Source organism: Pseudomonas sp. K2I15, assembly GCF_002204795.1.
Taxonomy (GTDB): Bacteria; Pseudomonadota; Gammaproteobacteria; order Pseudomonadales; family Pseudomonadaceae; genus Aquipseudomonas.
The window spans coordinates 40,110-66,436 of the sequence record NZ_NIXO01000004.1 but is presented as its reverse complement, the minus strand read 5'-3'; the positions used below and the strand labels follow the sequence as shown (position 1 = coordinate 66,436).

At 61.4% G+C, this 26,327-nt stretch carries 21 protein-coding genes and 2 pseudogenes; 9 read left to right on the top strand and 14 right to left on the bottom strand.

The genetic code is table 11. The features are described from left to right. Positions 1–8: 8 nt before the first annotated feature. From CEC48_RS04660 to CEC48_RS04645, 4 genes are all read left to right on the top strand, one after another. The gene (locus CEC48_RS04660; protein ID WP_088422688.1) at positions 9–905 is read left to right on the top strand and encodes a glycine betaine ABC transporter substrate-binding protein; all 897 of its coding nucleotides are present in this window, start codon (positions 9–11) and stop codon (positions 903–905) included. Between the two features lie 11 nt (positions 906–916). Then, positions 917–1,570 (top strand): ABC transporter permease, encoded by a 654-nt coding sequence (locus tag CEC48_RS04655; protein ID WP_010175055.1) that lies wholly within the window; start codon positions 917–919, stop codon positions 1,568–1,570. Next, positions 1,567–2,724, top strand: a complete 1,158-nt coding sequence (locus CEC48_RS04650; RefSeq protein ID WP_008437274.1) for a betaine/proline/choline family ABC transporter ATP-binding protein — start codon at positions 1,567–1,569, stop codon at positions 2,722–2,724. The genes CEC48_RS04655 and CEC48_RS04650 overlap by 4 nt, the downstream gene beginning before the upstream one ends. Before the next feature lie 476 nt (positions 2,725–3,200). Continuing rightward, positions 3,201–4,364, top strand: a complete 1,164-nt coding sequence (locus tag CEC48_RS04645) for a type III PLP-dependent enzyme (RefSeq protein ID WP_088422687.1) — start codon at positions 3,201–3,203, stop codon at positions 4,362–4,364. Between the two features lie 58 nt (positions 4,365–4,422). Here CEC48_RS04645 and CEC48_RS04640 read toward each other — a convergent pair whose 3' ends face one another. The 4 genes and pseudogenes from CEC48_RS04640 to CEC48_RS04625 form a co-directional block, all read right to left on the bottom strand. Next, complete coding sequence (locus CEC48_RS04640; RefSeq protein WP_088422686.1) at positions 4,423–4,698, bottom strand: type II toxin-antitoxin system RelE/ParE family toxin; 276 nt, start codon at positions 4,696–4,698, stop codon at positions 4,423–4,425. Continuing rightward, on the bottom strand, positions 4,698–4,964 hold the full coding sequence (locus CEC48_RS04635; RefSeq protein WP_088422685.1) for a CopG family ribbon-helix-helix protein: 267 nt from the start codon (positions 4,962–4,964) through the stop codon (positions 4,698–4,700). The genes CEC48_RS04640 and CEC48_RS04635 overlap by 1 nt, the downstream gene beginning before the upstream one ends. Before the next feature lie 65 nt (positions 4,965–5,029). Beyond that, positions 5,030–5,392: pseudogene (locus tag CEC48_RS31765) on the bottom strand (sel1 repeat family protein); the annotation flags it as partial. Next, a complete protein-coding gene (locus CEC48_RS04625; RefSeq protein WP_088422684.1) occupies positions 5,382–6,062 on the bottom strand; it encodes a Fe2+-dependent dioxygenase in 681 nt (226 codons plus the stop codon). The gene CEC48_RS04625 and the pseudogene CEC48_RS31765, both read right to left, overlap by 11 nt. A 172-nt stretch (positions 6,063–6,234) precedes the next feature. On the opposite strand from CEC48_RS04625, the gene CEC48_RS04620 reads away from it, so the two are divergent. Next, complete coding sequence (locus CEC48_RS04620; RefSeq protein WP_088422767.1) at positions 6,235–8,760, top strand: sulfite reductase flavoprotein subunit alpha; 2,526 nt, start codon at positions 6,235–6,237, stop codon at positions 8,758–8,760. A gap of 32 nt (positions 8,761–8,792) precedes the next feature. On the opposite strand, the gene CEC48_RS04615 is transcribed toward CEC48_RS04620, so the two are convergent. The 4 genes from CEC48_RS04615 to ptsP all read right to left on the bottom strand — a co-directional run bounded on the left by CEC48_RS04615 (position 8,793) and on the right by ptsP (position 16,047). Beyond that, on the bottom strand, positions 8,793–10,334 hold the full coding sequence (locus tag CEC48_RS04615; protein WP_088422683.1) for an alkaline phosphatase: 1,542 nt from the start codon (positions 10,332–10,334) through the stop codon (positions 8,793–8,795). Positions 10,335–10,522: 188 nt separating this feature from the next. Continuing rightward, complete coding sequence (locus tag CEC48_RS04610; protein ID WP_088422682.1) at positions 10,523–12,235, bottom strand: PTS fructose-like transporter subunit IIB; 1,713 nt, start codon at positions 12,233–12,235, stop codon at positions 10,523–10,525. Positions 12,236–12,246: 11 nt separating this feature from the next. Beyond that, positions 12,247–13,188 (bottom strand): 1-phosphofructokinase, encoded by a 942-nt coding sequence (pfkB, locus tag CEC48_RS04605; protein ID WP_088422681.1) that lies wholly within the window; start codon positions 13,186–13,188, stop codon positions 12,247–12,249. Continuing rightward, positions 13,189–16,047, bottom strand: a complete 2,859-nt coding sequence (ptsP, locus tag CEC48_RS04600) for a phosphoenolpyruvate--protein phosphotransferase (protein ID WP_088422680.1) — start codon at positions 16,045–16,047, stop codon at positions 13,189–13,191. A gap of 293 nt (positions 16,048–16,340) precedes the next feature. On the opposite strand from ptsP, the gene cra reads away from it, so the two are divergent. After that, entirely contained in the window at positions 16,341–17,336 is a 996-nt protein-coding gene (gene cra, locus CEC48_RS04595; RefSeq protein WP_088422679.1) for a catabolite repressor/activator, read from the top strand. Positions 17,337–17,341: 5 nt separating this feature from the next. Next, positions 17,342–18,118, top strand: coding sequence for a TatD family hydrolase (locus tag CEC48_RS04590; RefSeq protein ID WP_088422678.1), 777 nt, complete (start codon positions 17,342–17,344; stop codon positions 18,116–18,118). Here the strand turns inward: CEC48_RS04590 and CEC48_RS04585 are convergent. The 5 genes from CEC48_RS04585 to CEC48_RS04565 form a co-directional block, all read right to left on the bottom strand. After that, positions 18,065–18,496 (bottom strand): hypothetical protein, encoded by a 432-nt coding sequence (locus tag CEC48_RS04585; protein ID WP_088422677.1) that lies wholly within the window; start codon positions 18,494–18,496, stop codon positions 18,065–18,067. The genes CEC48_RS04590 and CEC48_RS04585 overlap by 54 nt on opposite strands. A gap of 120 nt (positions 18,497–18,616) precedes the next feature. After that, positions 18,617–19,321, bottom strand: a complete 705-nt coding sequence (locus CEC48_RS32070) for a methyl-accepting chemotaxis protein (protein WP_371917742.1) — start codon at positions 19,319–19,321, stop codon at positions 18,617–18,619. A 1,555-nt stretch (positions 19,322–20,876) separates the two neighbouring features. Beyond that, a complete protein-coding gene (ampE, locus tag CEC48_RS04575) occupies positions 20,877–21,713 on the bottom strand; it encodes a regulatory signaling modulator protein AmpE (protein WP_088422675.1) in 837 nt (278 codons plus the stop codon). After that, a complete protein-coding gene (gene ampD, locus CEC48_RS04570) occupies positions 21,710–22,273 on the bottom strand; it encodes a 1,6-anhydro-N-acetylmuramyl-L-alanine amidase AmpD (RefSeq protein WP_088422674.1) in 564 nt (187 codons plus the stop codon). The genes ampE and ampD overlap by 4 nt, the downstream gene beginning before the upstream one ends. A gap of 61 nt (positions 22,274–22,334) precedes the next feature. Beyond that, positions 22,335–24,494 (bottom strand): DUF1631 domain-containing protein, encoded by a 2,160-nt coding sequence (locus CEC48_RS04565; protein WP_088422673.1) that lies wholly within the window; start codon positions 24,492–24,494, stop codon positions 22,335–22,337. A 269-nt stretch (positions 24,495–24,763) separates the two neighbouring features. Between CEC48_RS04565 and nadC the strand changes: the two genes are divergently transcribed. Then, complete coding sequence (gene nadC / locus CEC48_RS04560) at positions 24,764–25,612, top strand: carboxylating nicotinate-nucleotide diphosphorylase (RefSeq protein ID WP_088422672.1); 849 nt, start codon at positions 24,764–24,766, stop codon at positions 25,610–25,612. Continuing rightward, positions 25,609–25,722 (top strand): annotated as a pseudogene (locus tag CEC48_RS31760) (outer membrane lipoprotein carrier protein LolA); the annotation flags it as partial. The gene nadC and the pseudogene CEC48_RS31760, both read left to right, overlap by 4 nt. A gap of 5 nt (positions 25,723–25,727) precedes the next feature. On the opposite strand, the gene CEC48_RS04555 reads toward CEC48_RS31760, so the two are convergent. Continuing rightward, entirely contained in the window at positions 25,728–26,033 is a 306-nt protein-coding gene (locus CEC48_RS04555) for a DUF6388 family protein (protein WP_088422671.1), read from the bottom strand. Between the last annotated feature and the right edge of the window lie 294 nt (positions 26,034–26,327).

The following is a 26,327-nucleotide window of genomic DNA, read 5'->3' as shown; positions in this document are numbered from 1 at the left end:
GAATTCACATGAAAAAACTGACATTGATATTGGGCTGCGTCCTGCTGTTCGCAGGGTTTGCGCAAGCCGCTGAAAAACCGGTCATTCGTATCGGCGCCCGGGTGTTCACTGAACAGACCCTGCTCGCCGAAATCACCTCCCAGTACCTGCGCACCAAAGGTTACGACACCCGTGTGACCGGCGGGCTGGGCAGCAACCTGGCGCGCAGTGCCCAGGAAAGCGGGCAACTGGACCTGATTTGGGAATACACCGGCGTGTCGCTGGTGGCCTACAACCACGTCGACGAGAAGCTCGACAGTGAACAGTCCTACGCCCGGGTTAAAGAACTCGATGCGAAAAAAGGCCTGGTCTGGCTCTCCCCGTCGAAGTTCAGCAACACCTACGCCCTGGCCCTGCCAGAGAACGTGGCCAAGGAATTCCCGCAGATCAACAGCATCAGCGACCTGACCGTGGCGCTGGCCGAGAAAACCCGCGAAAACCGCCTGGTAGCCCTCGACACTGAATTCGCTAACCGTTCCGACGGCATGGCCGGCATGGTCAAGCTGTACGACATGAACCTGACCCGCAAAAACACCCGGCAGATGGACGCCGGCCTGGTCTACACCGCGCTGCGTAATGGCCAGGTGTTTGCCGGCTTGGTCTACACCACCGACGGTCGCCTGAACGCCTTCAAATTGAAGCTGCTGGATGACGACAAGCATTACTTCCCGGACTACACCGCAGCACCCGTGGTGCGTCAGGTTTACCTCGACGCCCACCCGCAACTGGCCGCTGACCTTAAGCCGCTGGCCGCACTGTTCGACAACGAAACCATGCGCCAGCTGAACGCGCGGGTCGACGTCGACCATGAAAGCCCGTCCGCTGTGGCCGCAGATTTCCTGCGCCAACATCCGATCAATCAATAAGAGGAGAAGACATGGAATTTCTGAACGCCTTTTCCCATCTTGATTGGGCACTCGTCCTGCAACTGACCTGGCAGCACATCACCCTGGTCGGCATTGCAGTCATCCTGGCAATCGTCGTGGGCGTGCCTCTGGGCGTGCTGATGACCCGCTTCCCGACCCTCGCCGGCCCGTTGCAGGCCAGCGCCACGGTGCTGCTGACCGTGCCGTCGATCGCGCTGTTCGGCCTGCTGCTGCCGTTCTACTCCAAATTTGGCCAGGGCCTGGGGCCGATGCCGGCGATCACCGCGGTGTTCCTCTACTCCCTGCTGCCCATCATGCGTAACACCTACCTCGCCCTCACCGGCGTGGAACCGGGCATCCGCGAAGCCGCCAAAGGCATCGGCATGACCTTCGGCCAGCGCCTGCGCATGGTCGAACTGCCGATTGCCGTGCCGGTGATCCTCGCCGGTGTGCGCACCGCCGTCGTCATGAACATTGGTGTGATGACCATCGCCGCCACCATCGGCGCCGGTGGCCTGGGTGTACTTATTCTGGCTTCCATCAGCCGCAGCGACATGTCGATGCTGATCGTTGGCGCCGTACTGGTCAGTCTCCTGGCCATCTTCGCCGACCTGCTTCTGCAATGGCTGCAACGCACGCTGACTCCAAAAGGACTGCTCAAATGATCGAACTTCAAAACCTGACCAAGACCTTCCAAAGCAACGGCAAGACCATCACCGCCGTTGATTCCGTAAGCCTGACCGTCAACGAAGGCGAAATTTGCGTATTCCTGGGGCCCTCGGGCTGCGGTAAAAGCACCACGCTGAAGATGATCAACCGCCTGATCAAGCCGACGTCGGGCAAGATCCTGATCAACGGCGAAGACACCACTGACCTGGATGAAGTGACCCTGCGTCGCAACATCGGCTATGTGATCCAGCAGATCGGCCTGTTCCCGAACATGACCATCGAAGAGAACATCGTGGTGGTGCCCAAGCTGCTGGGCTGGGACAAGCAGAAATGCCACGACCGTGCCCGCGAATTGATGAGCATGATCAAGCTGGAACCCAAGCAGTACCTGCACCGCTACCCGCGTGAGCTGTCGGGTGGCCAGCAGCAGCGGATCGGCGTGATCCGTGCGCTGGCGGCGGATGCACCGTTGCTGCTGATGGATGAGCCGTTCGGCGCGGTCGACCCGATCAACCGCGAGATGATCCAGAACGAGTTCTTCGAAATGCAGCGCGCGCTGAACAAGACCGTGATCATGGTCAGCCACGACATCGACGAAGCCATCAAGCTGGGCGACAAGATCGCGATCTTCCGGGCCGGCAAGCTGCTGCAGATCGATCACCCGGACACCCTGCTGGCCCACCCTGCCGACGAATTCGTCAGCAACTTCGTTGGCCAGGACAGCACCCTCAAGCGTCTGTTGCTGGTGAAAGCTGAAGATGCGGCGGATAACGCGCCGTCGGTCAGCCCGGAGACGCCAGTGGCGGATGCCCTGGAGCAGATGGACGAACTCGACCGTCGCTATGTGGTGGTGACCGATGCCGAGAACAAGGCGCTGGGTTATGTACGACGCCGCGACCTGCACCGTCAGACCGGTACCTGCGGCCAGTACCTGCGCGAGTTCAACGCCACGGCGGCGTACGACGAGCATTTGCGCATCCTGTTGTCGCGCATGTACGAGTTCAACCGCTCGTGGTTGCCGGTAATGGACGCAGAGCGGGTGTTCCTGGGGGAAGTGACCCAGGAGTCGATTGCCGAGTACTTGAGCTCTGGTAAGTCGCGTGGGGGCAAGACCAGTATCGTGTCGCCAGCCGAGACGGCGCTCGCATGACCTGACACAGCGCGGTTCAAATTGTGGGAGCGGGCTTGCTCGCGAAGGCAGTGTGTCAGTCAACGGATGTATTGACGGACACTCCGCTTTCGCGAGCAAGCCCGCTCCCACATTTAGATCTTCACTGTGTCAGAAACACCTCAAATATCCCCTCCCGGGGAACATCAATCCGTCATACCGGTCGGTTACATAAGTAGCTGCACACGGTCTCACGACGAACGCGTGCAAAAACGCGACATTTTTAGTTGATCTAAAGTCCCTCACGTCCTAAAGTTCGCGCCGAACGTCCATGCTGGAAACGATCCATCCGGCTCAAGTACTGACGACGAGACAGCAAGGCCAAGGGAAGCGGTTGATCCCATGGCCTTTTTGCTTTCGGCGACATGCCTTGGGAAGTAGGCGAACCAAAGTGGGGATACGGAGGACGTTCATTTGCACCCATTGATCAATCTAGTTTGCCAGTAGGAGTTCCCAGCATGTCGATCCAGGTCGAAGATTATTTCGCGCGCGCCACTTTTGACAAAATGAAGGCGTTCGCCGATACCCAGGAAACCCCGTTCGTGGTGATCGACACCGCGATGATCAGCCAGGCCTACGATGACCTGCGCGCCGGTTTCGAATTCGCCAAGGTGTATTACGCGGTCAAGGCCAACCCGGCCGTCGAGATCATCGACCTGCTCAAAGCCAAAGGTTCGAGCTTCGACATCGCGTCGATCTACGAGCTGGACAAGGTCATGGACCGCGGCGTCAGCGCCGACCGTATCAGCTACGGCAACACCATCAAGAAATCCAAGGACATCCGCTACTTCTTTGATAAAGGCGTGCGCCTGTTCTCCACCGACTCCGAAGCCGACCTGCGCAACATCGCCAAGGCCGCCCCGGGTTCGAAAGTCTATGTGCGCATCCTCACCGAAGGCTCGACCACGGCCGACTGGCCTCTGTCGCGCAAATTCGGCTGCCAGACCGACATGGCCATGGACCTGCTGATCCTCGCCCGCGACCTGGGCCTGGTGCCTTACGGCATCTCCTTTCACGTCGGCTCGCAACAGCGTGACATCAGCGTGTGGGACGCTGCGATCGCCAAGGTCAAAGTGATCTTCGAGCGCCTGAAAGAAGAAGACGGCATCCACCTCAAGCTGATCAACATGGGCGGTGGCTTCCCGGCCAACTACATCACCCGCACCAACAGCCTGGAAACCTACGCCGAGGAAATCATCCGCTTCCTGAAGGAAGACTTCGGTGACGACCTGCCGGAAATCATCCTGGAGCCGGGCCGTTCGTTGATCGCCAACGCCGGGATCCTGGTCAGTGAAGTGGTATTGGTTGCGCGTAAATCGCGTACCGCCGTCGAGCGTTGGGTGTACACCGACGTGGGCAAATTCTCCGGCCTGATCGAAACCATGGACGAAGCCATCAAGTTCCCTATCTGGACCGAGAAGAAAGGCGAGATGGAAGAAGTGGTCATCGCCGGCCCAACCTGCGACAGCGCCGACATCATGTACGAGAACTACAAGTACGGCCTGCCGCTGAACCTGGCGATTGGTGACCGGATGTACTGGCTGTCTACCGGTGCGTACACCACCAGCTACAGCGCGATTGAATTCAATGGCTTCCCGCCGTTGAAATCGTTCTACCTGTAAGCCGGCTGCAAATAAAAAACCCATGACGTGTCATGGGTTTTTTTGTGGGTCTCAATTTTCAACGATCTTCGCGAACGTGCCATAAGCGCAAAATATAAATCGTCGACTGCTGAATCTCGTAGCGCATCTCATAGTGTCCGACCAACAGCCTTCTCAGATCTCTTGGTGCGAACTCTTCAATGCGTTCACCGATTCGCGGATTACTCAGCAGACTGATGGGAGCCTGAGAAAGTGATTGCACGGTACGAGCAGCTGCCGGCCGATTTACAACGCAGAGAAAATCGAAAAGCCGAGCCAGGTCCGATAAGGCCTTACTCGTCCATTTCAACTCCATCAGCGCGGTACCGGAAGCGGAGTATCAGTACTCAGGCTGTCAGCCCAAGCCTGCACCGCATGCTGATCTATTACGCGACCGGCATCGACATCCGCCATTGCCTCTCGTGTAAGGCGGCTGCGCTCCTCTTCCTGATCAACCCAGTCGGCAAGCGCCTGCTTGACGATCCAACCGCGTGAGCGGTCCATTCGCGCTGCCATCTGATCAACTTTTTGAGCCAGCGCCGCTGGAACGTGAGCTGTCAGGACTTTAGTATCGGCGCCCATAAAATCTCCTCGCTGGTGCGTAATACACAGCTGATTAAGAATGAATCAAATCCAATCATAGTGATTTAAACTTGTGCAGCAACCTCAGCATCCTGCCACCCATCGTTTAGTTGAATCGTACGCAGTTGATAGTCCCTAGCCAAAAGCCTGATTTCAGGCTGTGCTGCGTTTACCAACGTGCTGTAAGCCACCCGCAAAACTTCAAATTCCCGCCTGCCAGTGCCTTACGCAGCCATTCCAGCGCCGTTTCTATCTCGCCCCGGTCCGCCAACACCGCCGCGTAACTGAACTGCCCGCGAAAATCCCCACCTCGCGCCGCCTGTCGATAACACGCCAGCGCCTGGGTTTGATCCTCGGCAACCCCAGCCATGCTCCAGGCAACGCCCGAGCATATTGCGCGCCATCAAATGCCCACGCTCAGACCTCAACCCAGCGGCGCAGCAGGTTGTGATAGGTGCCGGTGAGCTGGATCAGTGCCGGGTGGTCGGGCACGTCCCGGCTCAGTCGCTGGATCGCGCCATCCATTTCGAACAGCAAGGTGCGCTGGCTGTCTTCGCGCACCAGGCTTTGGGTCCAGAAAAACGAGGCGTAGCGCGCGCCACGGCTTACGGCGTTGACCTTGTGCAGGCTGGAGCCGGGGTACAGCACCATGTCGCCCGCCGGCAACTTGACCCGTTGCAGGCCGAAGGTGTCCTGGATTTCCAGCTCGCCGCCGTCGTAGTCGTCGGGGTCGCTGAAAAATACGGTGGAGGACAGGTCGGTGCGCACCCGCTCGTGGCTGCCCTTGGACTGGCGCACGGCGTTGTCGATATGAAAATCAAAACTGCCACCCGCCGTGTAACAGTTCAGCAGCGGGGGGAAGACCTTGTGCGGTAACGCCGCTGACATGAACAGCGGATTTTTCCACAGGCGATCAAGGATCGCCGCGCCGATTTCCTTCGCCAGTGGGTGGCCTTCCGGCAGTTGCAGGTTGTGTTTGGCCTTGGCCGATTGATGCCCGGCAGTGATTTTGCCGTCGGCCCATTCGGTGTGCGCCAGGGCTTCGCGGATGCGCAGCACTTCCTCGCGAGAGAACAGGCCGGGAATGTGCAGCAGCATGGGAAGTACCTGAAGGCGGAGAATTGCCAATGGTAGTGATTCTTATTGATCGCGCACAACACCCCATGCATCGGACGGTCGGATTTATTGCATGTAAAAAAGAATCTTTCTCGACTACTCGCGGCATAATGCGCCCCGTGAACCACCTAACCTGATGACGAGGCCGCACGACGTGTTGAAGAAAACCCTGTTCCAGTTGCATTGGTTCTTCGGCATTACCGCCGGGCTGGTGTTGGCCTTGATGGGGATCACCGGCGCGACGGTGTCGTTCCAGGATGAAATCATCGAGCTGCTGAACCCGACGGTGTTGACGGTTGAAAAGCGTCCGGCCGGCGTACTGCCACCTGCTGAACTGGTGCAACTGCTGCAAGCCCGTGAAGGCGAAGTGGTGTCGATGCTCACGGTGCAACCCGATAGCGCCAACGCCGCCAAGGTCTGGTTCACCCCGCCGCCCGGTGAACGTCGCGGCCAGATGCGCTACTTCGACCCGTACACCGGCGACTACCTGGGCGACCCCGTTGGCCAGGACTTCTTCGGCTTCGTGCTGCAACTGCACCGCTTCCTGGCGATCGGCGAAACCGGCCAGCAAATCACCGGCGCCTGTACGCTGATACTGGTGTTCTTCTGTCTCTCGGGCCTGTACCTGCGCTGGCCGCGCCAGGTGGCAAGCTGGCGCGCCTGGCTGACCCTGGACTGGCGTAAAAAAGGCCGCAGTTTCAACTGGGACCTGCACTCGGTGTTCGGCACCTGGTGCCTGCTGTTCTATCTATTGGCGGCGCTGACCGGGCTGTTCTGGTCCTACGAGTGGTACAGCGATGGCATGACCAAACTGCTGTCCGACGCCCCGCAAAACGAACGGGTGCGCAAGCGCGGCCCAGCGCCGGACGGCCCCACGCCTGTAGCCAATTACGACGCGATCTGGAGCAGCATCTACAGCAACGCCGGGCCCGGCCTGAGTGGCTATAACATCCGCATGCCAGCGGTCGCAGGGCAACCGGCCACCGTCTACTACTTGCTGAAGACCTCACCTCACGACCGCGCGCTGAACCAGATCAACCTCGACCCGGCCACCGGTGAGGTCAAATCCCACAGCACCTACGCCGGCAAAAGCTTCAAGGCGCAGATCCTGACCAGCATCTATGCGTTGCACACCGGCAGCTATTTCGGCCTGCCCGGCCGGATCATCCTGACCCTCACCGCACTGCTCATGCCGCTGTTCTTTATCACCGGCTGGCTGCTGTACCTGGACCGCCGCCGCAAGAAACGCCAGGTGCGCGATGCACGCGACGGCCTGACCGACAACCCCAGCGACGCGCCGGCCTGGTTGATCGGTTTTGCCAGCCAGAGCGGCTTTGCCGAGCAACTGGCCTGGCAAACCGCCGGGCAATTGCAGGCCGCCGGCTTGCCGGTAAACGTGCAGTCGCTGGGCAGCGTCAGCGAGGAAGATTTGCGCCAGTCGAGCAATGCGTTGTTTGTGGTCAGCACCTTCGGCGACGGCGAAGCGCCAGACAGCGCCCGCGGTTTCGAGCGCAGCGTGCTCGGCCAGGACCTGTCACTCAAGGGCTTGAACTACTCGGTGCTGGCCCTGGGTGATCGCCAGTACCAACACTTCTGCGGCTTCGCCCGGCGCCTGCATTTCTGGCTGACCCACCAGGGCGGCAACCCGCTATTCGCCCCGGTGGAAGTCGACAATGGCGACACCGATGCCTTGCTGCACTGGCAACAGCAACTGGGCCAACTGACCGGCCATGCACCGGCGGCAGCATGGGCCACCGCGACCTATGAAAACTGGACGTTGAACCAACGCACCCTGCTCAATCCGCACAGCAGCGGCTCCGGCGTCTATTTGCTCGGACTCACCCCGCCAGCGCCCCGTGATTGGCTGGCCGGTGATTTGGTAGAAGTGCTGCCGCGCAATTGCCCACGGGCCATCGAGCACTTCCTCGAAGGCCTGGGACTGGCCGGCAGTGAAGGTGTAGTGATCGACGGCCTGGCGCACACCCTCGACCAGGCGTTGGCCAGCCGCCAGCTACCGGACAATCGCGCGCACCTGGTGGGCCTGCATGCCCAGGCGTTGGTCAATGCGCTGGTGCCGTTGAGCATGCGCGAATACTCCATCGCCTCGATTGCCAGCGACGGCGTGCTGGAACTGATCGTGCGCCAGGAACGTCATTCCGACGGCAGCCTGGGCGTGGCTTCCGGCTGGTTGAGCAAACATGCACCGATGGGTTCGGCGATCAGCCTGCGCCTGCGACGCAACAGTGGTTTCCATCTGCCGACCGAACCAGTGCCGATGATTCTGCTGGGCAACGGCACTGGTCTTGCCGGGTTGCGCAGCTTGCTCAAGGCGCGGATTGCCGACGGTCAGCAGCGCAACTGGCTGCTGTTTGGCGAACGCACTATCGCCCACGATTACCACTGCCAGGACGAGCTGCTAGGCTGGCTGGCGAGCGGTGACCTGGCGTTGCTGGACCTGGCGTTTTCCCGGGACCAGGCCGAGAAAATCTACGTTCAGGACCGCCTGCGTGAGTCGGCTGATGTGCTGCGTAAATGGATCGCGCAAGGCGCCGCGATTTATGTCTGCGGCAGTTTGCAAGGGATGGCGGCGGGTGTGGATCAGGTGCTGCACGATGTGTTGGGCAGTGAAGCGGTTGAGCGGTTGATCGAACAGGGCCGCTATCGCCGGGATGTTTACTGACCGTCCCAATGAGCACCCCAAAAGCTGGAGCCTCACACCGGCTGCAGCTTTTGCTCAAACACCGACACCCCATCCAGGTCCCGCAGCACCACCGTCAACTCCGCCGTCTGCCCATCAATCTGCACCTCGCCAAAAAACTGGAACCCGGCAAACGGCGAGCTGTTCTGCACCGTCGGCGCCTTCTCGAACACCACCTGCGGCCCGAAGGTTTTATCCAGCGGGTTAGGCCCAAAACTCCCGGCATTCAGCGGCCCCGCGACAAACTCCCAGAACGGCTCGAAATCCTGAAACGCCGCCCGGTCCGGATGGTAATGATGGGCCGCGCAGTAATGCACATCCGCCGTCAGCCACACGTGATTACGCACCTGTTGCGCCCGCAGGAACGCGAGCAATTCGGCGATTTCCAACTCGCGTCCCTGGGCCGGGCCCGGGTCGCCGTTTGCAATCGCCTCCCAGCGCGGCACGCCGGGGCTGACTTCACCGTCGGGCACGCCGAGGCCGATGGGCATGTCGGCGGCGATGACTTTCCACTGTGCCTGAGAGGCCTTCAATTCGCGCTTGAGCCAATCCAGTTGCTCACGCCCAAGGAACGGTTTTTCGCCGCCAAGGTTGTCGTCGTTGGGCCCGCGATAGCTGCGCATGTCCAGCACAAAGACATCCAGCAACGGGCCGTAGCTGAGCTTGCGATAGATGCGCCCGCCCTGGTCGGCGCTTTGCCGGCGCATGGGCGAGTATTCCAGCCAGGCCTGGCGCGCACGGCCCACCAGGGTGTTGATGTCCCGGGTCTTGTAGCGCTCATCCAGTTGCTTGCTCGGCGACCAGTTGTTGATCACTTCGTGATCGTCCCACTGCCAGATCTGCGGCACTTCGGCATTGAAGCGGCGCACGTTTTCATCCATCAGGTTGTAGCGGTAGTTGCCGCGGTATTCATTCAGGGTTTCGGCGACTTTGCTTTTGGCCTCGGTGGTGAGGTTGCGCCAGATGCGCCCGTCTTCGGTGGTCAGTTGCGCGGGCACCGGGCCGTCGGCGTAGATGGTGTCGCCGCTGTGGATAAAAAAGTCCGGCAGGCGCAGGCGCATAGCTTCGTAGATGCGCATGCCGCCGATGTCCGGGTTGATGCCGAAGCCCTGGCCGACGGTGTCACCGCTCCACACGAAGCGGATATCGCGGCGTTGTTGCGGCACGCTGCGCAGGTGGCCGAACCAGGGTTCACTGGCAACGCCGGTCTGGGCGTCTTCGAAGTGCACTCGGTAGAAAATCGCCTGGTCGGCGGGCAGGCCGGTGAGTTCGACACGGGCTGTAAAATCGGTGCGGCTGTCGGCCAGGGGCGAGACGAATTTGCGCGGGTTGTTGAACACGCTGCGGGTGTCCCACTCCACCACCATCCGCGCCGGACGGTCGCTGCGGCTCCAGATCATCGCGCGGTCGCCCAGCAGGTCGCCGGACTGCACGCCGTCAGTGAGTTGCGGGCGGTCCTTGACCGAGGCGATCACCGCAGGCGCGAGGCCCGGTAGCAACAGGCCAGCGCCGACCGCTTGCATCACGCGGCGGCGGCCGAGGTTGAAGTGGCTCATGCAGATTCCCTCTTGAGCAGCAAAAGGGAAACTAAAGCACGCCGGGATGAACGGGTTATGACACCCCCCAGACACTGGAGATCAAATGTGGGAGCGGGCTTGCTCGCGAAGGCGGTGTGTCAGTCGATGCATCAGGTGACTGATACACCGCCTTCGCGAGCAAGCCCGCTCCCACATTTTTGATCGTGTCAGGCCTTGGCGGAGGCGACACTCAGCTCTACTGTCTCCGGACGCTTGAGGAATGCATACACCACCGCGGTCAACAAACTCCCCGCCACAATTGCGAACAGATACAGCAGCGCATGGTTGATCGCATTCGGGATCAGCATCACGAACAACCCGCCATGGGGCGCCATCAGCTTGCAGCCGAAATACATCGACAGCGCACCGGTCAACGCGCCACCGGCGATGCTTGCCGGAATGACCCGCAGCGGGTCCTTGGCAGCAAACGGAATCGCGCCTTCAGAGATGAAGCACATGCCGAGGATGAGTGCCGCCTTGCCGGCTTCGCGCTCGGTCTGGGCGAACTTGCGCCGCGCCAGCAAGGTGGCGATACCCATGCCTATCGGCGGCACCATCCCGGCGGCCATGGTCGCGGCCATCGGTGCGCCGCTTTGCGCCGCCAGCAAACCGACGGAAAACGCGTAGGCCGCCTTGTTGATCGGCCCGCCCAAGTCGACGCACATCATGCCGCCCAGCAAGATGCCCAGCAGCACCGCGTTGGTGGTGCCCATGGTGCTAAGGAAGTCCGTGAGGCCCGTGAGCATCTTCGCCACCGGCGGCCCAACCAGGTAAATCATTGCCAGGCCGGTGAACAGACTCGCCAGCAACGGGATGATCAGGATCGGTTTGAGCGCTTCCAGGCTCTGCGGCAAACGGATCGCGCGGCTGATGAATTTGACGCAGTAGCCAGCAAGAAAACCAGCGAAAATCCCGCCGATAAAGCCCGCCCCCAAGGTGCTGGCCAACAGTCCGCCGATCATGCCCGGCGCCAGGCCCGGACGGTCGGCAATCGAGTAGGCGATGTAGCCCGCCAACAGCGGCACCATCAGCATGAACGCCTGGTCGCCAACGGTTTTCAGCGCGGCGGCCAGGGTGCCTTTTTCTTCGAAGGCATGAATGCCGAACACAAACGACAGGGCGATCAGCAGACCGCCCGCCACCACCATCGGCAACATGAACGACACACCGGTGAGCAGGTGCTTGTAGACACCGGTCTTCTCGGATTTGGCAGCGGCGCCGCTGGCGGCAGATTCCTGCTTGCCTTCGGCCAGCGCCTTGTTGAGGGTCGCCTCCGATTGCTTGAGCGCGATCCCGGTGCCACAGCGGTAGATTTTCTTGCCGGCAAACCGCTCGGTGGCGACTTCAATATCCGCCGCCAGCAGCACCACGTCGGCGTCACGAATTGCCTCGGGGCTCAACGGCGTGCGTGCACCCACCGAACCCTGGGTTTCAACCTGCAGGTCGTACCCCAGGCGCTTGGCAGTTTGCTGTAAAGCTTCGGCAGCCATGAAGGTGTGGGCGACGCCGGTCGGGCATGCCGTGATCGCGACGATACGCGGCGTGCTTTTAGCCGGAGCCGCATCCGCCATCTGCACCTGGGCCTCTTCGGCCCCGCGACGCAACACGGCTTCTACATCCTGCAACGCCTGGGCCGGCGTGCTGCGAAATACCCGCTTGCCAACAAAACGCTGCATGTCCACCGGCGTGCTGCTGACCAGCAACACCCACTCGGCAGCTTCAATGGTGGCCGCCGACAACTGGCGTTCCGGGTGCTGCACGTCCACGACTTCGACGCTGGTGCTCCAGCCCTGGCGTTGCGCGGCGGCGTCCAGCAAGCGGGCGCACAGCACACTGGTGACCATGCCATTCGGGCAGGCAGTAACAATGGCTAACTTCATGACCAACCCTCTTATTGTTCTGTCAGCGGGCGCACGTGGACGCCGCTCTGCAAAGTCTCAAGCTGTGCCTCATCGGTGATGCCAAAGCCGATTTGCGTGACCGCCATCGCGGCAATCGCGGTGGCCCGGCGCAAGGTGGTTTCAGGCACATCGAAGGTCAGCAAACCGTGGAGCATCCCGGCGAGCAGCGAATCCCCCGCACCCACGGTGCTGGCAACGCTGACCTTGGGCGGCGTGGCGTGCAACGCCGTGCCGGGGCTGAACCAGTTAACGCCATCGGCGCCGTGGGAGATCACCACGTGCTCGACGCCCTGGGCGTGCAAACGTGCGGCTGCTTGTGCCTGCTGGGCGACAGAGTCTGTCGGGCAGTCCAGTGCATCGGCCAGTTCTTCAGTGTTGGGTTTGATCAACCACGGGCCGGCATTCAGCCCGGCGCGCAACGCTTCGCCGCTGGTGTCCAGGGCGACTTTCAAACCGAGGTGTTTCAGTTGCTGCAGCAAGCCCTGGAACCACTGCGGGGTGATGCCACGGGGCAGGCTGCCGGCCACGACGACTGCGTCATAGCCGGGCGCAATCCGCGCCAGTTGCTCAAGCAGTGCCTGTTGCGCCTGCTCACCGACCACCGGGCCGGGTGCGTTGACGTCCGTGACCCGCCCGTCCTGCTCGGCGATCTTGATATTGCTGCGGGTTTCTCCCGGCACGCGAATAAACGCATCGGTAAAACCACGACGGGCAATCAGCATCTCGAACGCCTGGGGATTGTCCTCGCCAAGAAAGCCGCCTACGGTCACCTGATGGCCAAGGTCCGCCAGCACCTGGGCAACGTTCACGCCCTTGCCGGCAGCATGGGTGATCATCGCTTCGCTGCGGTTGACCTCACCTGGTTGCAGGCGTGCCAGGCGCACCGTCAGGTCCAACGCCGGGTTCAGCGTCAGGCTTAAAATCCTTGCCATTTACACGGCCTCCACAAGCGCACGCACTTCGGCAGGAGAACCCACCGCCAGCGCTTTTTGTGCCAGGCCCTGGGCCTCGCTCAGACTGAATTCACGTACCCGCGCCTTGACCTCGGGGATGCTGCGCGCAGACACGCTCAGCTCATCCACACCCAGGCCGATCAGCACCGGAACGGCTAACGGGTCGGCCGCCAACTCGCCGCACACGCCCACCCATTTGCCATGGGCATGGGCTGCGCGCACGGTGATGTCGATCAGTTGCAACACCGCCGGGTGCAGGCCGTCAGCCTGGGCCGACAGCGTCGGGTGGCCACGGTCGATGGCCAGGGTGTACTGGGTCAGGTCGTTGGTGCCGACGCTGAAAAAGTCCACTTCCTTGGCCAACACCGGCGCCAGCAAGGCCGCCGACGGCACTTCGATCATGATCCCCAATTGCAGGTCGGCCACCGGGATTTCCAGGCGCAGGCGCTCGGTCATGTCCCGGGCCTGGCGCCACTCATCCACGCTGCCGACCATGGGGAACATGATGCGCAGCGGGCGGTTGTCCGCCGAGCGCAGCAGCGCGCGCAATTGCGTTTCCATGATCTGTGGGCGCTGCAAGGTGAGGCGAATGCCGCGCACGCCGAGGAAGGGGTTTTCTTCCTTGGCGATCGGCCAGTAAGGCAGCGGTTTATCGCCGCCCACATCAAGGGTGCGCACCACCAGTGGCCGACCGCCGAGGCCGTCGAGCACGCGGCGGTATTCGGCTTCCTGGGTGGCTTCGTCGGGCGCTTGTTTGTGGGCCATGAAAATCAGTTCGGTGCGCAGCAGGCCGATGCCTTCGGCGCCGTGCTCCACGGCGCTGGCAACACCGGCGCTTTCGCCGATATTGGCGAACACTTCGACGGCATGGCCATCGCGGGTCAGGGCCGGTTCATGGCGTTGTGCGGCGGCGGCTTGCAGGCGTTGTTCGCGGGTGTCGCGCTCGACGGTGGCGCGCTGCAAGGTGGCGGCGTCGGCGTCGACATGCAGGCGACCGCGCTGGCCATCCAGCAACAACGGCGTGCCCGAGGCCAGCAACAACACGGCGGGACCTGCACCCACCAGCGCGGGAATGCCCAGGGCGCGGGCGACGATGGCGCTGTGGGCGGTGGCCCCGCCACGGGCGGTGAGGATGCCGGCGACGCGCACCGGGTCCAGGCGCGCGACGTCGGATGGTCCGACTTCGTCCATTACCAGAATGTAGGGTTCGTCGGGCTCTTGCGCGGTTTGGACGCCGCACAGTTGGGCCAGCACGCGACGGCCAATGTCACGCAGATCGGCGGCGCGCTCGGCGAGCAAGGCGTCCTGCAGCGATTCCTGCTGCTTGGCGGCGGCTTCGATCACGCTCATCCAGGCCGCTTGCGCACTTTCGCCTTGCTTGAGGCGCGTTTCGACTTCGTCGGTCAGTTCCGGATCGTCGAGCATCTCCTGGTGGGTGATGAAGATCTCGCGGATGGCCTTGGATTTACTGCGCTCGATCAGGCCCTGGATATCTTGGCGTACCTCGGTCAACGCGTTGTGCAGGCGTTGGCGCTCGATCACCGGGGACTCACCACGCAAAGGGTATTCGAAGGGTTGCAGCACTTGGATATGCGCCGGGCCAATCGCGATGCCGGGGGCGGCGGCGATGGCCTGGATCAGGCTGCCGGACACTGGCGCGCTGATCACAGGTTCGATGTCGACCACGGTCTGCTGGGCGCTTACCGCTGGCAGCGGCTCGACCTCTTCGCCCAGGCCTTCTTCCACGGCGGCCAACAAGGCGGGCAAGGCGTCACCGGCAATGCCTGGCTCAGCGACAAATTCCAGTACCTGGCCACGACGTGCACCGAGGCTCAGCAGCTTGCTCAGGCTTTTTACCGACACCGCGCTGACGTCGCCATCGACGATGCGCACACGGATTTCACCGTCAAAACTTTTTGCCAATTGCGCGAGGATCTTCGCAGGCCGTGCATGCAGCCCGTGGGCGTTGGCCAGGGCGATGCGCACGCTTGGCCAGTCGGCCGGCAGTTCACCGCCGAGCACCTCCAATACGGCACGGCTGCTGGTGGCGCGACCGAGTTCCTGGCCGCGGCCTTCGATCAGTAACGCACACAGGCGTTCGAGCAAGGTTTGGTGCGCCTCGCCGAGGCTGGCCAGGCAGAACAGGCCGCTCAATGGCTGGCCCAGGTAACGCATCGGTTTGTCCGGGGTGACAAAGGCCAGGCCCGGACGCTTCACCGTCTGTTCGCTGTGCAGCCACCACAGGCCGTCGCCCAGGGGCAACGCGTCGACTTGTTGCAGCACGGCGGCAAAGCCATTGCTCACACAATCGGCCTGGCGCAGCAGACGTGCGCCGCGCCACACCAGCTCTTCGAAATCGTCAGCGGACACGCCCAGGCCAATCATCTGTGCGTCCAGCGCCAGCTCTTGCGGTGCCCCTTGCAGCAGTTTCAGCAGGGCTTCGGCGGAGCTCGCGCGACGCAAGGCCTGGCCCAGATCGGTTTCACCGAGGGCGCGGGTCAGCAGTTGCAGCAGGCGCAGGTGCTCGTCGGATTTGGCGGCAATGCCGATCGCCAGGTAGACGATCTGGCCATCGCCCCAATCCACCCCTTCGGGGAATTGCAGCAGGCGCACGCCGGTGGCGAAGACTTGGTCGCGGGTTTCGGGCGTGCCATGGGGGATGGCGATGCCTTGGCCAAGAAAGGTCGAGCCTTGGGCTTCACGCGCTTGCAAGCCACTGAGGTAACCCTCGGCGACCAGGCCATCGGCCACCAGTTTTTCAGCGAGCAGTTGCAAGGCAGCAGACTTATCCACAGCCGTCTGGCCCATGGATATCTGCTCGTGGGTGAGCTCAAGCATGCCGTTCTCCTAGTTAGTGCGGCGGGCGCACTAGGTATTATTTTGAATAAATCAGTGCAAAGACGTTCGAATAAATTGACTGAGCGGTCAGTTGGCAGGACCACGTTCGTCGCGATAATCGTAAAAATACGCTTGCTGAAACGTTTAATCTAGAGTTTATGGCAGATTACGCATTAATTACGCATGATTGAAGAGCCACTCGGCTGTTGAGTTGCGACAATGGTCGCCTGCAGTAATCGGTTACGATTGGACAAAGTGTCGGGGCAAGCTCTAAAAAACAAGGAAATCCCGGTTTGAAACTCAGTGATATCGCGCGCATTGCCGGTGTGTCTGTGACCACCGCCAGCTACGTCATCAATGGCAAGGCCGAACAGCAACGGATCAGCAGCGCAACCGTCGAACGGGTGCGCGCCGTGGTTGAAGAACATGGCTTTACGCCCAATCCCCAGGCCGCCGGGCTGCGCAGCCGGCATACCCGTACCCTGGGTTTTATCCTGCCGGACCTGGAAAACCCCAGTTACGCACGCATCGCCAAGCTGCTGGAGCAAGGCGCGCGGGCCCGCGGCTATCAACTGCTGATCGCCAGCTCCGACGACGACGCCAACAGTGAGCGGCAATTGCTGCAACTGTTCCGCGCCCGTCGTTGCGATGCGCTGTTTGTTGCCAGTTGCCTGCCGGCCAGCGACGACAGCTACCGCGAACTGCAAGCCAAGGGTTTGCCGGTGATCGCCATCGACCGGGTGATGGAGTCTACGCAGTTTTGCTCGGTGGTCAGTGATGATCGCCAGGCCTGCCAGCAATTGACCAGCAGCCTGCTGCAACCACTGCCCAAGCAGATCGTGTTGATCGGCGCGCGACCAGAGCTGAGCATCAGCCAGGAACGTGCCGCCGGCTTCAAGGAAGCGCTGAAAGACTTCAGCGGTGAAATACTGATCGAACAGGGTGAATCGTTCAGCCGCGACTGTGGCCGACAGCTGATGGAGCAATTGCTGCAAAGCCTGGGGCATTTGCCTGACGCGCTGGTGACGACGTCCTACGTCCTGCTGCAAGGGGTGTTTGATGCGCTGCATGACTTCCCGCTCAAATCCCGCCCGCTGCGCCTGGGTACATTTGGTGACACGCAACTGCTGGATTTCCTGCCGCTGCCGGTGAATGCCATGGCCCAGCAGCATCAATTGATCGCCGACACTGCGCTGCGTTTGGCCCTGGCGGCCGTTGAAGAACAGCACTACGCGCCGGGCGTGCATGCCATCGGCCGTACGTTCAAACAGCGGATTCACTCGGAGTAAACGGTGTGGAGCTGATCGACAGCCACACCCACCTGGATTTTCCGGACTTCGATGCCGACCGCAGCGAAGTCCTGAGCCGCAGCCGCGAGTTGGGCGTGCGCAGGATGGTGCTGCTGGGGGTCTATCAGCAAAATTGGCAACGGCTGTGGGACCTGGTGCAAACGGACGTGGGGTTATTCGCGGCCTTCGGCCTGCACCCGGTGTATCTCGATGACCATCGCCCCGCCGACCTCACGGAACTGGGCGACTGGCTGACCCGCCTGAGCGGCCACCGGCAACTGTGTGCGGTGGGTGAGATCGGCCTGGATTATTTCCTCGAACAGCTGGACCGCGAGCGCCAGCAACATTTGTTCGAAGCCCAATTGAAGTTGGCGGTGGATTTCCAGCTACCGGCGCTGCTGCATGTGCGGCGCAGCCACGCCGCCGTGGTCGCCACCCTCAAACGCATTCGCCTGCCACGGGGCGGCATCATCCACGCGTTTGCCGGCAGCCAGGAAGAGGCCCGCGAGTACATCAAGCTGGGTTTCAAACTCGGCCTGGGCGGCGCGGCGACATGGCCACAAGCCCTGCGCATGCACAAAGTGATTGCGCGTTTGCCGCTGGAAGCCGTGGTACTGGAAACCGATTCGCCAGACATGGCGCCGGTGATGTACCCCGGCCAGCGCAACAGCCCTGAACACCTGCCCGACATCTGCGCCGCCCTGGCCGAGCGCATGGGCATCAGCCCCTCAGCGTTGGCTGAGGCGAGCACCCGCAATGCCTGCGAGCTGTTCAACTGGTAGGGGCTTTACCCACTGCAGCATCAGCGTCATCCGTTGCCGATGACGGGCATAGCGCAACGTCATGAAGTAAATCAGTACCGCCATCATCGAGACGTTGAGCTGGCCGATCACGCTGATCAGCCCTATCCACTCCGCCACCAGCGCCACCAACAGCGCCATGCCGGTGAGCACCATCATGCTCGGGCGCAGCAGCGCCAGGTTGTCCAGTGACTTGAATTGCTTCAACTGCTTGGGGCAACTCGGCTGCACGCCTTTGTGGCAATACGGACAATCAAAGGGTTCGTTGATGGCAATGGCGTTGAGCTGCCAGGGCTTGAGTTCAAAGGATATGTCGCAATGGGCGCAATGCCCTCGGACGCCGACAATGGCAGCGGTCATGACCGAACCTCCGCGAAAATGGATGACACAAATTCTCACCCATTTTGGCAGCCAAAAAAGACCACCGCCAAAAATGAGAACAATGCCACGCCACCCGCGAAGTAATCCTACAGCCGTGCCTCACACCCGAAAGGCTCCGATCAACTGCTTCAGTTCGATCACTTGCAAGGACAACTGCCGGCTGGCCGCTTCGGTCTGATGCGCGCCGTGCGCGGCATGTTCACCGGCGCGATTGATCTCGACGATGTTCTGGTCGATGTCGTGGGCCACGGCCGTCTGCTGCTCGACGGCGGCGGCAATCTGCTGGTTCTGGTCGACGATCATGCCTACGGCGCCGAGGATATTTTCCAGGGCCTGCTGGACTTTTTCCGACTGCCCCACCGTGCCATTCGCCATCTCGTGGCTGGTGCCCATGGCCTTCACCGCTGCGCCGACGCCGCTGTGGAGCTTGGCGATCATCTGCTCGATTTCTTCGGTGGAGTGCTGGGTGCGCCGGGCCAGGGTGCGCACCTCGTCGGCCACCACGGCAAAACCGCGCCCTTGCTCACCGGCGCGCGCGGCCTCGATGGCGGCATTCAGCGCCAGCAGATTGGTTTGTTCGGCGATGCTCTTGATCACTTCCAGCACGCGGCTGATGGATTGGCTGTCGATGGCCAACTGATTGATCACCCGCACCGATTGATCGATCTCCGAGGCCAATGCCGCAATGCTGCCTTGCTGGGACTGCACCAGGCCGCGACCGCTGACGGTTTCATCGTTGACGCTGTGGGCGCTGCTGACCGCCGCGGCCGCACTGCGCGCCACTTCCTGGGCGGTGGATGACATCTGGTTCATGGCGGTCGCCACTTGCTCGATCTGGCTGCGCTGGCCCGACACCGCCTGGTTGCTGCGGGCCGACACCGACTCCACTTGCCCGGCCTGATGCTCGACCTGGCTGACCGTGTGCCCTACCCGCTCGATCAGGTCATGGATTTTGGCCACGGTGCCGTTGAACACCTGGCCCAGGTCGCCCAGTTCATCGCGGCTATGGGCGACGAAGCTGACGGTCATGTCGCCCGCCGCCACCTTGTCCATCATCGCCCCGAGTCGGCGCAAGGTGGTGCGGGTGGAGGCGTAGAAGCCGGCGTACAGATAGAAGACCAGCAGAAACACCGACGCCAGGGCCGCGACCAATCCGATCATGTGCGTGCGGTTTTCTGACAGGCGTTGCTCCAGTTGCTGTTCGAGAAAGGTCAGGGTGGCTTCGTCCAGCTCGTAGGTCTTGGCCATCAACGTGCTGACTTCGTCGTAGAAACCTTGCCAGGGGGCGTCGAGGGTTTCGGCCATTACCACCTGCTCTTCGAACAACTCGCTGCCTTGCTTCAGGCTTGCTTTGCTCGCGTCCGCCAGGCTCGCCAGCGCTGCGTGAGCGGGTTTACTTGCGCCGAGGGCGTCTTGCAGTTTCAGGGCGTATTCGGCCTGGAGTTTTTCCAGTTGCTGCAGCAACTCGTCAAAGCGGGTGCTGGAGGAGGAGTTGAGAAAACCCTGGCCCAACGAATAAGCGCCCATTGCCCGGCCTTCGCCCAAGGTCTGGGTGACGTGCGGGGTGACGCTGGTGATCAGTTCGCTGAGTTGACGCAGGTCGCCGTGGGGGTCGCGGCTCAGGCCTGATTGGCTGGCGATGAGCTGGCTGAGCATCTGCGCCTTGTTGAGGAGTTTGCCAATCAGTGCACTTTTGCTGAGCAGTGAGGTTTCCTGTTGCTGGGCCTTGAAGGCGGCGATTATTTCATCGCGCTTGGCTTCGAATGCAGCGGCTTGTTCGGGGTCGGCGGACAGGGCGTGGAAGCTTTGCAGGCGCTGTAGCAGGCTTTGTTCGAGGGCGGTGATCTTGCTTTCGATATCCCCGGCTTTGCCTGACTGGCCGAGGGTTGCGTTGATCTGCACCTGGTTGTTCAGGGTTTCCAGGTCGCGGCGCAGGGCCAGGCTGCTGGTCAGCAGGTCGAGGCTTTGCAGTTCGATGCGGGTGCCCTGGAATTCACGCCAGGAGTCGCGTACCAGGAAGTAGTTGGTGGCCAGCATGGGCAGCAGGAACAGCACGCTGATCAGGCTGAACTTCATGCCGAAGGTCAGGCGGTTCATGAACGCGACGGCGGGATAGAGCAAGCTCTTCACAGGTGAACTCCCTTTTCTTTTATTTTTATTGAGGGCGCAGGGCGGCGGCAGATAGCCACTATTTGGCGCTCTGTCTGTATAGCTCAATTCGAAAAGGAGGTTTGTAACTTAAGGTTAACGAGGTAGGGGCGAGCTTGCTCGCGAAGAACGTCAACGATAACGCGCGCTATTTGGATGCACGCGGTGTCTTTGCGTTTTTCGCGAGCAAGCTCGCTCCTACAGGGGCGAATTACGGCAGCACGGTCCAGATGGCAAAGCCGGCGTACCACAGCACAGCGGCGCGCAGCAGCAATTCCCAAATTCGGTCGAGGCTATTGATGCCCTCGGCGCCCACCACCGGCGGCGGGATTTCAGCGGCCACCAGGCCCACCTTGTCCACCAGTTGCGCCGCCGTGATGTCCCAGCTCAACAGCTCATGCAGCATCACGCGGCCGACCGCCACAAAATTGCCTACCAAGGCAAAACTCGCCGCCAGCAGGCGCACCGGCAACCAGTCGAATGCATGGCGTATTTGCCCGGCACGTTCGGCCACCAGCGGGTTCTGGCTGTTCTCGGTCGCCAGCGCCAGCAGCCGGTAGGCCAGGGCAGCCACCGGCCCGAGGAGGAAGTACCAGAAAATCACCGCAAAGAAGCTTTGGTAGGCCTGCCACAACAAATGCCCCTGGACCCGCTCCAGCAACTGCTCGCCACTGTCCGCGCTGATGCTCAAGTCGCGCTCGGCCACATGCTCGGCCGCTTGCAGGTCACCCCGGCGCCAGGCATCCCGGAACGGTCCCAGCCCAGCCAATAGATCGCCACGGCCCAGGCTGTAGATCACCACCAGCAGGTGCACCGGCAGCGCCAACAGGCCATAAGCCACTGGCTCCAGCACCAGCAGCAACAGTGCAAGCAAGGCCACCGGCAGCAGTACCAGCAGCGCGAGGATCAGCCATGGCTGTTTGCCCAGGCTGGCACTCGATTCCATCTTGGCCAGTTCCCGCAGCCAGCCGCCATCACGTTGTATACGCTGGCGCAGGGCCGAGAACTTCTCGATCCATACCGCCAACACCAACACCAGAAAACTCATTGTGCGTGTCCTCCATCCTGCAAGGCGCTGCGAAAGCGCGCCCAATCAAAAGCGGGTCCGGGATCGGTCTTGCGTCCCGGGGCGATATCGCTATGGCCACAAATGCGCTGGCGGGTAATGCCCGTGTACGCCGCCAGCAACTGGCGCGTCAGGGCGATCAGGGATGAATACTGGGCATCGGTGAAAGGCAGGTCGTCGGTGCCTTCCAGCTCGATCCCCAGGGAAAAGTCGTTGCAGGTCTCGCGGCCCTCGAAGCTCGATACCCCGGCATGCCACGCCCGGTCCCGGCACGAGACAAACTGCGTCACCGCGCCATCACGCTCAATCAGAAAATGCGCAGAAACCCGTAGGTCGGCGATGCCTTCAAAGTAGGGATGTTCCGTGACATCCAGACGATTCTGGAAAAACTCGTGCACCTTGCCGGTGGCGAATTGCGCCGGTGGCAGGCTGATGTTGTGCACCACCAACAGGGAAATCTCGCCACCGGGGCGCTCGTTGAAGTTGGGCGAGGGGCAATGACGAATGCCCTGGCACCAACCGCTGGCGGGGTCCAACTGCATACAGGTTCCTTGAACGAGGCTGGGGTGCCTCAGTATGCCGCGTTCCGCTATCCGGTTGCGATCACTTGGCGTGATGAAGTTGGCGCAGGTTGCCAATCACCGAGGCCAGGGCGCGGTCGAACAGCAACGCATCATCGAGGGTTCGCACCGCGCCGCGCTTGAATTCCAGCGCCAGTTCAACCGGGCTTTTTTCCAATACCTTGAGGCCGGTTCGGTTGACAAAAATACAGGTATGGTCCGGCGCGATAATCGCCGTCAGCTTGCAGCGCAGGGTGTTTTCGGCGTCTTCCTGGAACTCGACCCAGCAACCGACTCGCAGTTGGCGAACCTTGAGCAGGTCGGGATCATCTTCCGGCAGGCTCACCGAAATGGCCGGCGCAGCGGGGCTGAGGACAAACGCCTCACGCACCTCGACCTGCGCCAACCAAGAATTTCCGTCGGCATTGCCCCGCAAAGACAGGACATGCAGGGTCTGCAACTGCGTGAAAAATTCCCGGGTGATGAAGGGATCAAACGCGGCGCCGCTCAATCCGTCGCGCAAGGCCTTGAGCAAGTCAGGCAACTGCTCCAGCAAACGCCGGCCCGCCTCGGTGTCTTCGCTGAGGCCGATACTCCAGATCAGCTCGTCCATGGTGCGCAGCCCGGCCGCCCATTGCGGCGAGTGTTCGCCGTGCTTCAGACAGGCCAGCAACAGCACCTGGCTCCAGGCCTGTTGCAGGAACTGCACCACAACCTCAGGCAGGACTTTGCCCAGCAGCCGCAGATTGAGCGCTTCAGCCACTCGCTGACGGGCGATTTCGGTCCGGGCGCGCCCTTCTTCCGCATCGCGGGTGCGTTGCTCCAGCAATTCGCTGCGGCGCCGCTCATCATGGGTAAACGCGGTGAATTCCGTCAGCAGTTGGGAAAAAATCGCCGGATCATCGACAAAGTCGTTCAACAACCGCTGCACCACCTGCTCGATGTGCAGGTACAGGCTGTCGCGCTGATAGTCGTCGCGTCGGCTCCAGCCCATGGCCGCTGCGGCGATTTCATTGAGCAGGCGCCGCGCCGGGTGATTGGCGCGGCTGAAAAAGCTCTTGTCCAGCACCGCCACTTTCAACATCGGTATTTGCAAGCCGGCGATCAGCGCCTTGAGGGACTCCGGCACCGTGCCGTCATTGAGGATGAACTCGAAGAGCATGGCGATCAGGTTGATCACATCCTCGTCCGCGTCCTCCACCACCCGCGACTTGCCGCTCTTGACGCTGACCCGGGTCAGCAGTTGTTCAAGCTGGTTGCGCAGGTCGAAGTCATCCTCGACCTCGGGCGCCGGCACGTATTGCTGCAAATGAGAGAGCAGGCGCAGCAGGTCACGGGTGGAGATTGGCTGGGTCTCGGCGCTGGCCTCAAGGGTAGGTGCAACGCTGCCGCGCACGGCAGACAGCAACTCTTGCAACGCCGCGAAAACTTCCTGCCCGCTGTCGTCCGCTGGGTGGTCGGTGATGGGCGGGGTGTCTTCGGTTTGGTCAGTGGGGGCAACGGCACGCCGTGATGGCGCCGCCTTGAGTTCAGGCAACACGCCGGTGGCGATCAGCAACTGATTGGCTTCGCCATACAACAGGTCGGCGTCACTGAGGACGTATTTTTCAAACAGCTTGAGAATGATCAGCTTGACCCGAATCTCTACGCCAAGGCTGCGCCCCGCTTGCAGAAAGAACGCGCACAACATCGCTGGCCCCAGAGGGTTGTCCCGATCATCCAGGTGTTTGTCGAGCAAGGCGTTCAGGCGAGCCGTCAACTGCCCAAGGGCCAGGCCATCGCGGCGCAGCACCTTGCCCAGCATCGCTTCAAGGGCCACGGCTTTTTCCAGTTCGTCGCTGGAGGCTCCGGGCACCGCCGCGTAGGACACCACCGGAATCAGCTGCAACTCACTGCGCTCCACGTTGCCAAGGTTGGCGAATGCCTCGTAGAGCTGTTCCATGAAGCCGCGCTCGAAATTCTTGCGCTTGAGGCGCAAGTCGCGCATGGCCTCAAAGAAAATACCGTGGTCGACGTTGCTGCGAGTCTTGTCAGCCATTTCAAACAGGGTGTCGTCGGCGTTATCAAATAGCTCCTGCAACCCCTGTTTGAGTTGCTGCGCCGCCTTGTCACGGACCTGGAGCAGAACCACCGGCAGGCGGGCGAGCGGCGATGGCGTCGTCCGTGCCTTATTGATCGGCACCACCTTTCCGTCATTGTGCATCCTGGCCTCCTGAACCGGCGGTATTCGATTTTGTGAAAGATCGGTGCAGCAACGTGGAGCGCTGCGAAAATCGGCCTATCACTGCGACGTCAAAGCTATGACGCCAATTGCAAGGCGCGAGATTATCTTGCAAATGAGGGTTGTTGCGCCAGCAAACTCTGTGATTGCTGTGTAAATGAGCACCGCGAGTCGCCCCAGTGGCACCTGCCGCCTTGGGTTCAGGCCCGCCCTACCCCTATAATCCAGGCACTTTGTTTGTGGAGCCTGTTATGCCCAATCTTCGTCTAGCCGACCTGACCGCCGAAATCGAAGCCAATGTGCGTCGAGCACTACTGGAAGACATCGGCAGTGGGGATATCACCGCACAACTGATCCCGGCAGAGCGCCTGGCCAAGGCCACGATCATCAGCCGTGATGCCGCCGTTATCAGCGGCACGGCATGGGTGGATGCGGTGTTTCGCCAGTTGGACCCGCGCGTCGCGGTGCATTGGCAGGTACGCGACGGCGAGCGCGTCAGCCCGAACCAGGTGTTGTTCCACCTCGAAGGCCCGGCACGTTCGCTGCTCAGTGGCGAGCGTTGCGCGCTGAACTTTCTGCAACTACTGTCAGGCGTTGCCACCCGCGCCCAATATCTGGCGGATTTTGTCGCCGCCACCCAGGTCAAGCTGCTGGATACCCGCAAGACCCTGCCCGGCCTGCGCCTGGCGCAGAAGTACGCAGTGACCTGCGGCGGCTGCCACAACCACCGCATCGGCCTGTATGACGCGTTCCTGATCAAGGAAAACCATATTGCAGCCTGTGGCGGCATTGCCCAGGCCATCAGCGCGGCCCACAAGATCGCCCCGGGCAAGCCGGTGGAAATCGAAGTGGAAAGCCTGGAGGAACTGCGCGAAGCACTGGCGGCGGGCGCCGACATCATCATGCTGGATGAGCTGAGCCTGGATGACATGCGCGAAGCGGTGCGCCTGAACGGCGGCAAAGCCAAGCTGGAGGCGAGTGGCGGGATCAACGAAAGCACCCTGCTGCCCATCGCTGAAACCGGCGTGGACTACATCTCCATCGGCGCGATGACCAAGGATGTGAAGGCGGTGGATTTGTCGATGCGGCTTAGTCTCTGACAACACCTGTAGGAGCGAGCTTGCTCGCGAAGGTCGTCAACGATAACGCGAAAAACCTGACACCCCGCAGGGTCCTCAGGTTTTTCGCGAGCAAGCTCGCTCCTACAGTTACGTCTCAGATCGCGAGATTATTCATCCCGCAATACTCGTTCCAGTCGACACCCAGCACCTCGGCGGCCTGCTTGTGCAAAGCCAAGCGCGCCGCCTCGAACTCTTCGGGGGTAGAGGTGTACTTCAGGGTCAGTTCCCACGGCTGCAAGCCCTGGGCCTCGGCCTCATCCTCAAATGACCATTGGATCTGGTCCCTTTGATCATCGGCGCTCAGGTCCTTGATCTCATCCAGCAGTTCCGGCGACTCCGCGACGTACTTTTTGAGGGCTGCTTCGTGCCGCGCTTCCTGGGTCATTTCTTGTGTGGTCATGTCGTTCTCTTAGATCGAGGAATGGGGATGCATCTGGGTCATCAAGGTCGCGCAGATACAAAAGAACAGGCATGAATACCCGTTCGTCTGGCCTTCAGAACCATTCTGGGATCATCTGAAAACTGTGTTGCCTTTTTGCCCGAGACAGGAATCGAACCTGCGACCTTCTACGCGTAAGTAAGGCCACCCTATCCGGGCCGTGCTAGTGGCAGAAAATATGCCATCGCAAACGAATCCGAGAGTACCGCAGTTTCAGGAATGCCTGAAGGGTGCAACCTAAAACGTAGGGGCAAC

Bases quoted from the DNA above. Each gene is read 5' to 3' on its own strand.
- CEC48_RS04610 (WP_088422682.1), bottom strand. From the start codon at position 12,235: ATGAAGTTAGCCATTGTTACTGCCTGCCCGAATGGCATGGTCACCAGT.
- CEC48_RS04655 (WP_010175055.1), top strand. From the start codon at position 917: ATGGAATTTCTGAACGCCTTTTCCCATCTTGATTGGGCACTCGTCCTG.
- pfkB (WP_088422681.1), bottom strand. From the start codon at position 13,188: ATGGCAAGGATTTTAAGCCTGACGCTGAACCCGGCGTTGGACCTGACG.
- CEC48_RS04645 (WP_088422687.1), top strand. From the start codon at position 3,201: ATGTCGATCCAGGTCGAAGATTATTTCGCGCGCGCCACTTTTGACAAA.
- CEC48_RS04650 (WP_008437274.1), top strand. From the start codon at position 1,567: ATGATCGAACTTCAAAACCTGACCAAGACCTTCCAAAGCAACGGCAAG.
- CEC48_RS04615 (WP_088422683.1), bottom strand. From the start codon at position 10,334: ATGAGCCACTTCAACCTCGGCCGCCGCCGCGTGATGCAAGCGGTCGGC.
- ampD (WP_088422674.1), bottom strand. From the start codon at position 22,273: ATGCAGTTGGACCCCGCCAGCGGTTGGTGCCAGGGCATTCGTCATTGC.
- CEC48_RS04640 (WP_088422686.1), bottom strand. From the start codon at position 4,698: ATGGAGTTGAAATGGACGAGTAAGGCCTTATCGGACCTGGCTCGGCTT.
- CEC48_RS04625 (WP_088422684.1), bottom strand. From the start codon at position 6,062: ATGCTGCTGCACATTCCCGGCCTGTTCTCTCGCGAGGAAGTGCTGCGC.
- CEC48_RS04660 (WP_088422688.1), top strand. From the start codon at position 9: ATGAAAAAACTGACATTGATATTGGGCTGCGTCCTGCTGTTCGCAGGG.
- CEC48_RS04555 (WP_088422671.1), bottom strand. From the start codon at position 26,033: ATGACCACACAAGAAATGACCCAGGAAGCGCGGCACGAAGCAGCCCTC.
- CEC48_RS32070 (WP_371917742.1), bottom strand. From the start codon at position 19,321: ATGTCATCCACCGCCCAGGAAGTGGCGCGCAGTGCGGCCGCGGCGGTC.
- CEC48_RS04585 (WP_088422677.1), bottom strand. From the start codon at position 18,496: ATGACCGCTGCCATTGTCGGCGTCCGAGGGCATTGCGCCCATTGCGAC.
- ampE (WP_088422675.1), bottom strand. From the start codon at position 21,713: ATGAGTTTTCTGGTGTTGGTGTTGGCGGTATGGATCGAGAAGTTCTCG.
- ptsP (WP_088422680.1), bottom strand. From the start codon at position 16,047: ATGCTTGAGCTCACCCACGAGCAGATATCCATGGGCCAGACGGCTGTG.
- nadC (WP_088422672.1), top strand. From the start codon at position 24,764: ATGCCCAATCTTCGTCTAGCCGACCTGACCGCCGAAATCGAAGCCAAT.
- CEC48_RS04565 (WP_088422673.1), bottom strand. From the start codon at position 24,494: ATGCACAATGACGGAAAGGTGGTGCCGATCAATAAGGCACGGACGACG.
- CEC48_RS04635 (WP_088422685.1), bottom strand. From the start codon at position 4,964: ATGGGCGCCGATACTAAAGTCCTGACAGCTCACGTTCCAGCGGCGCTG.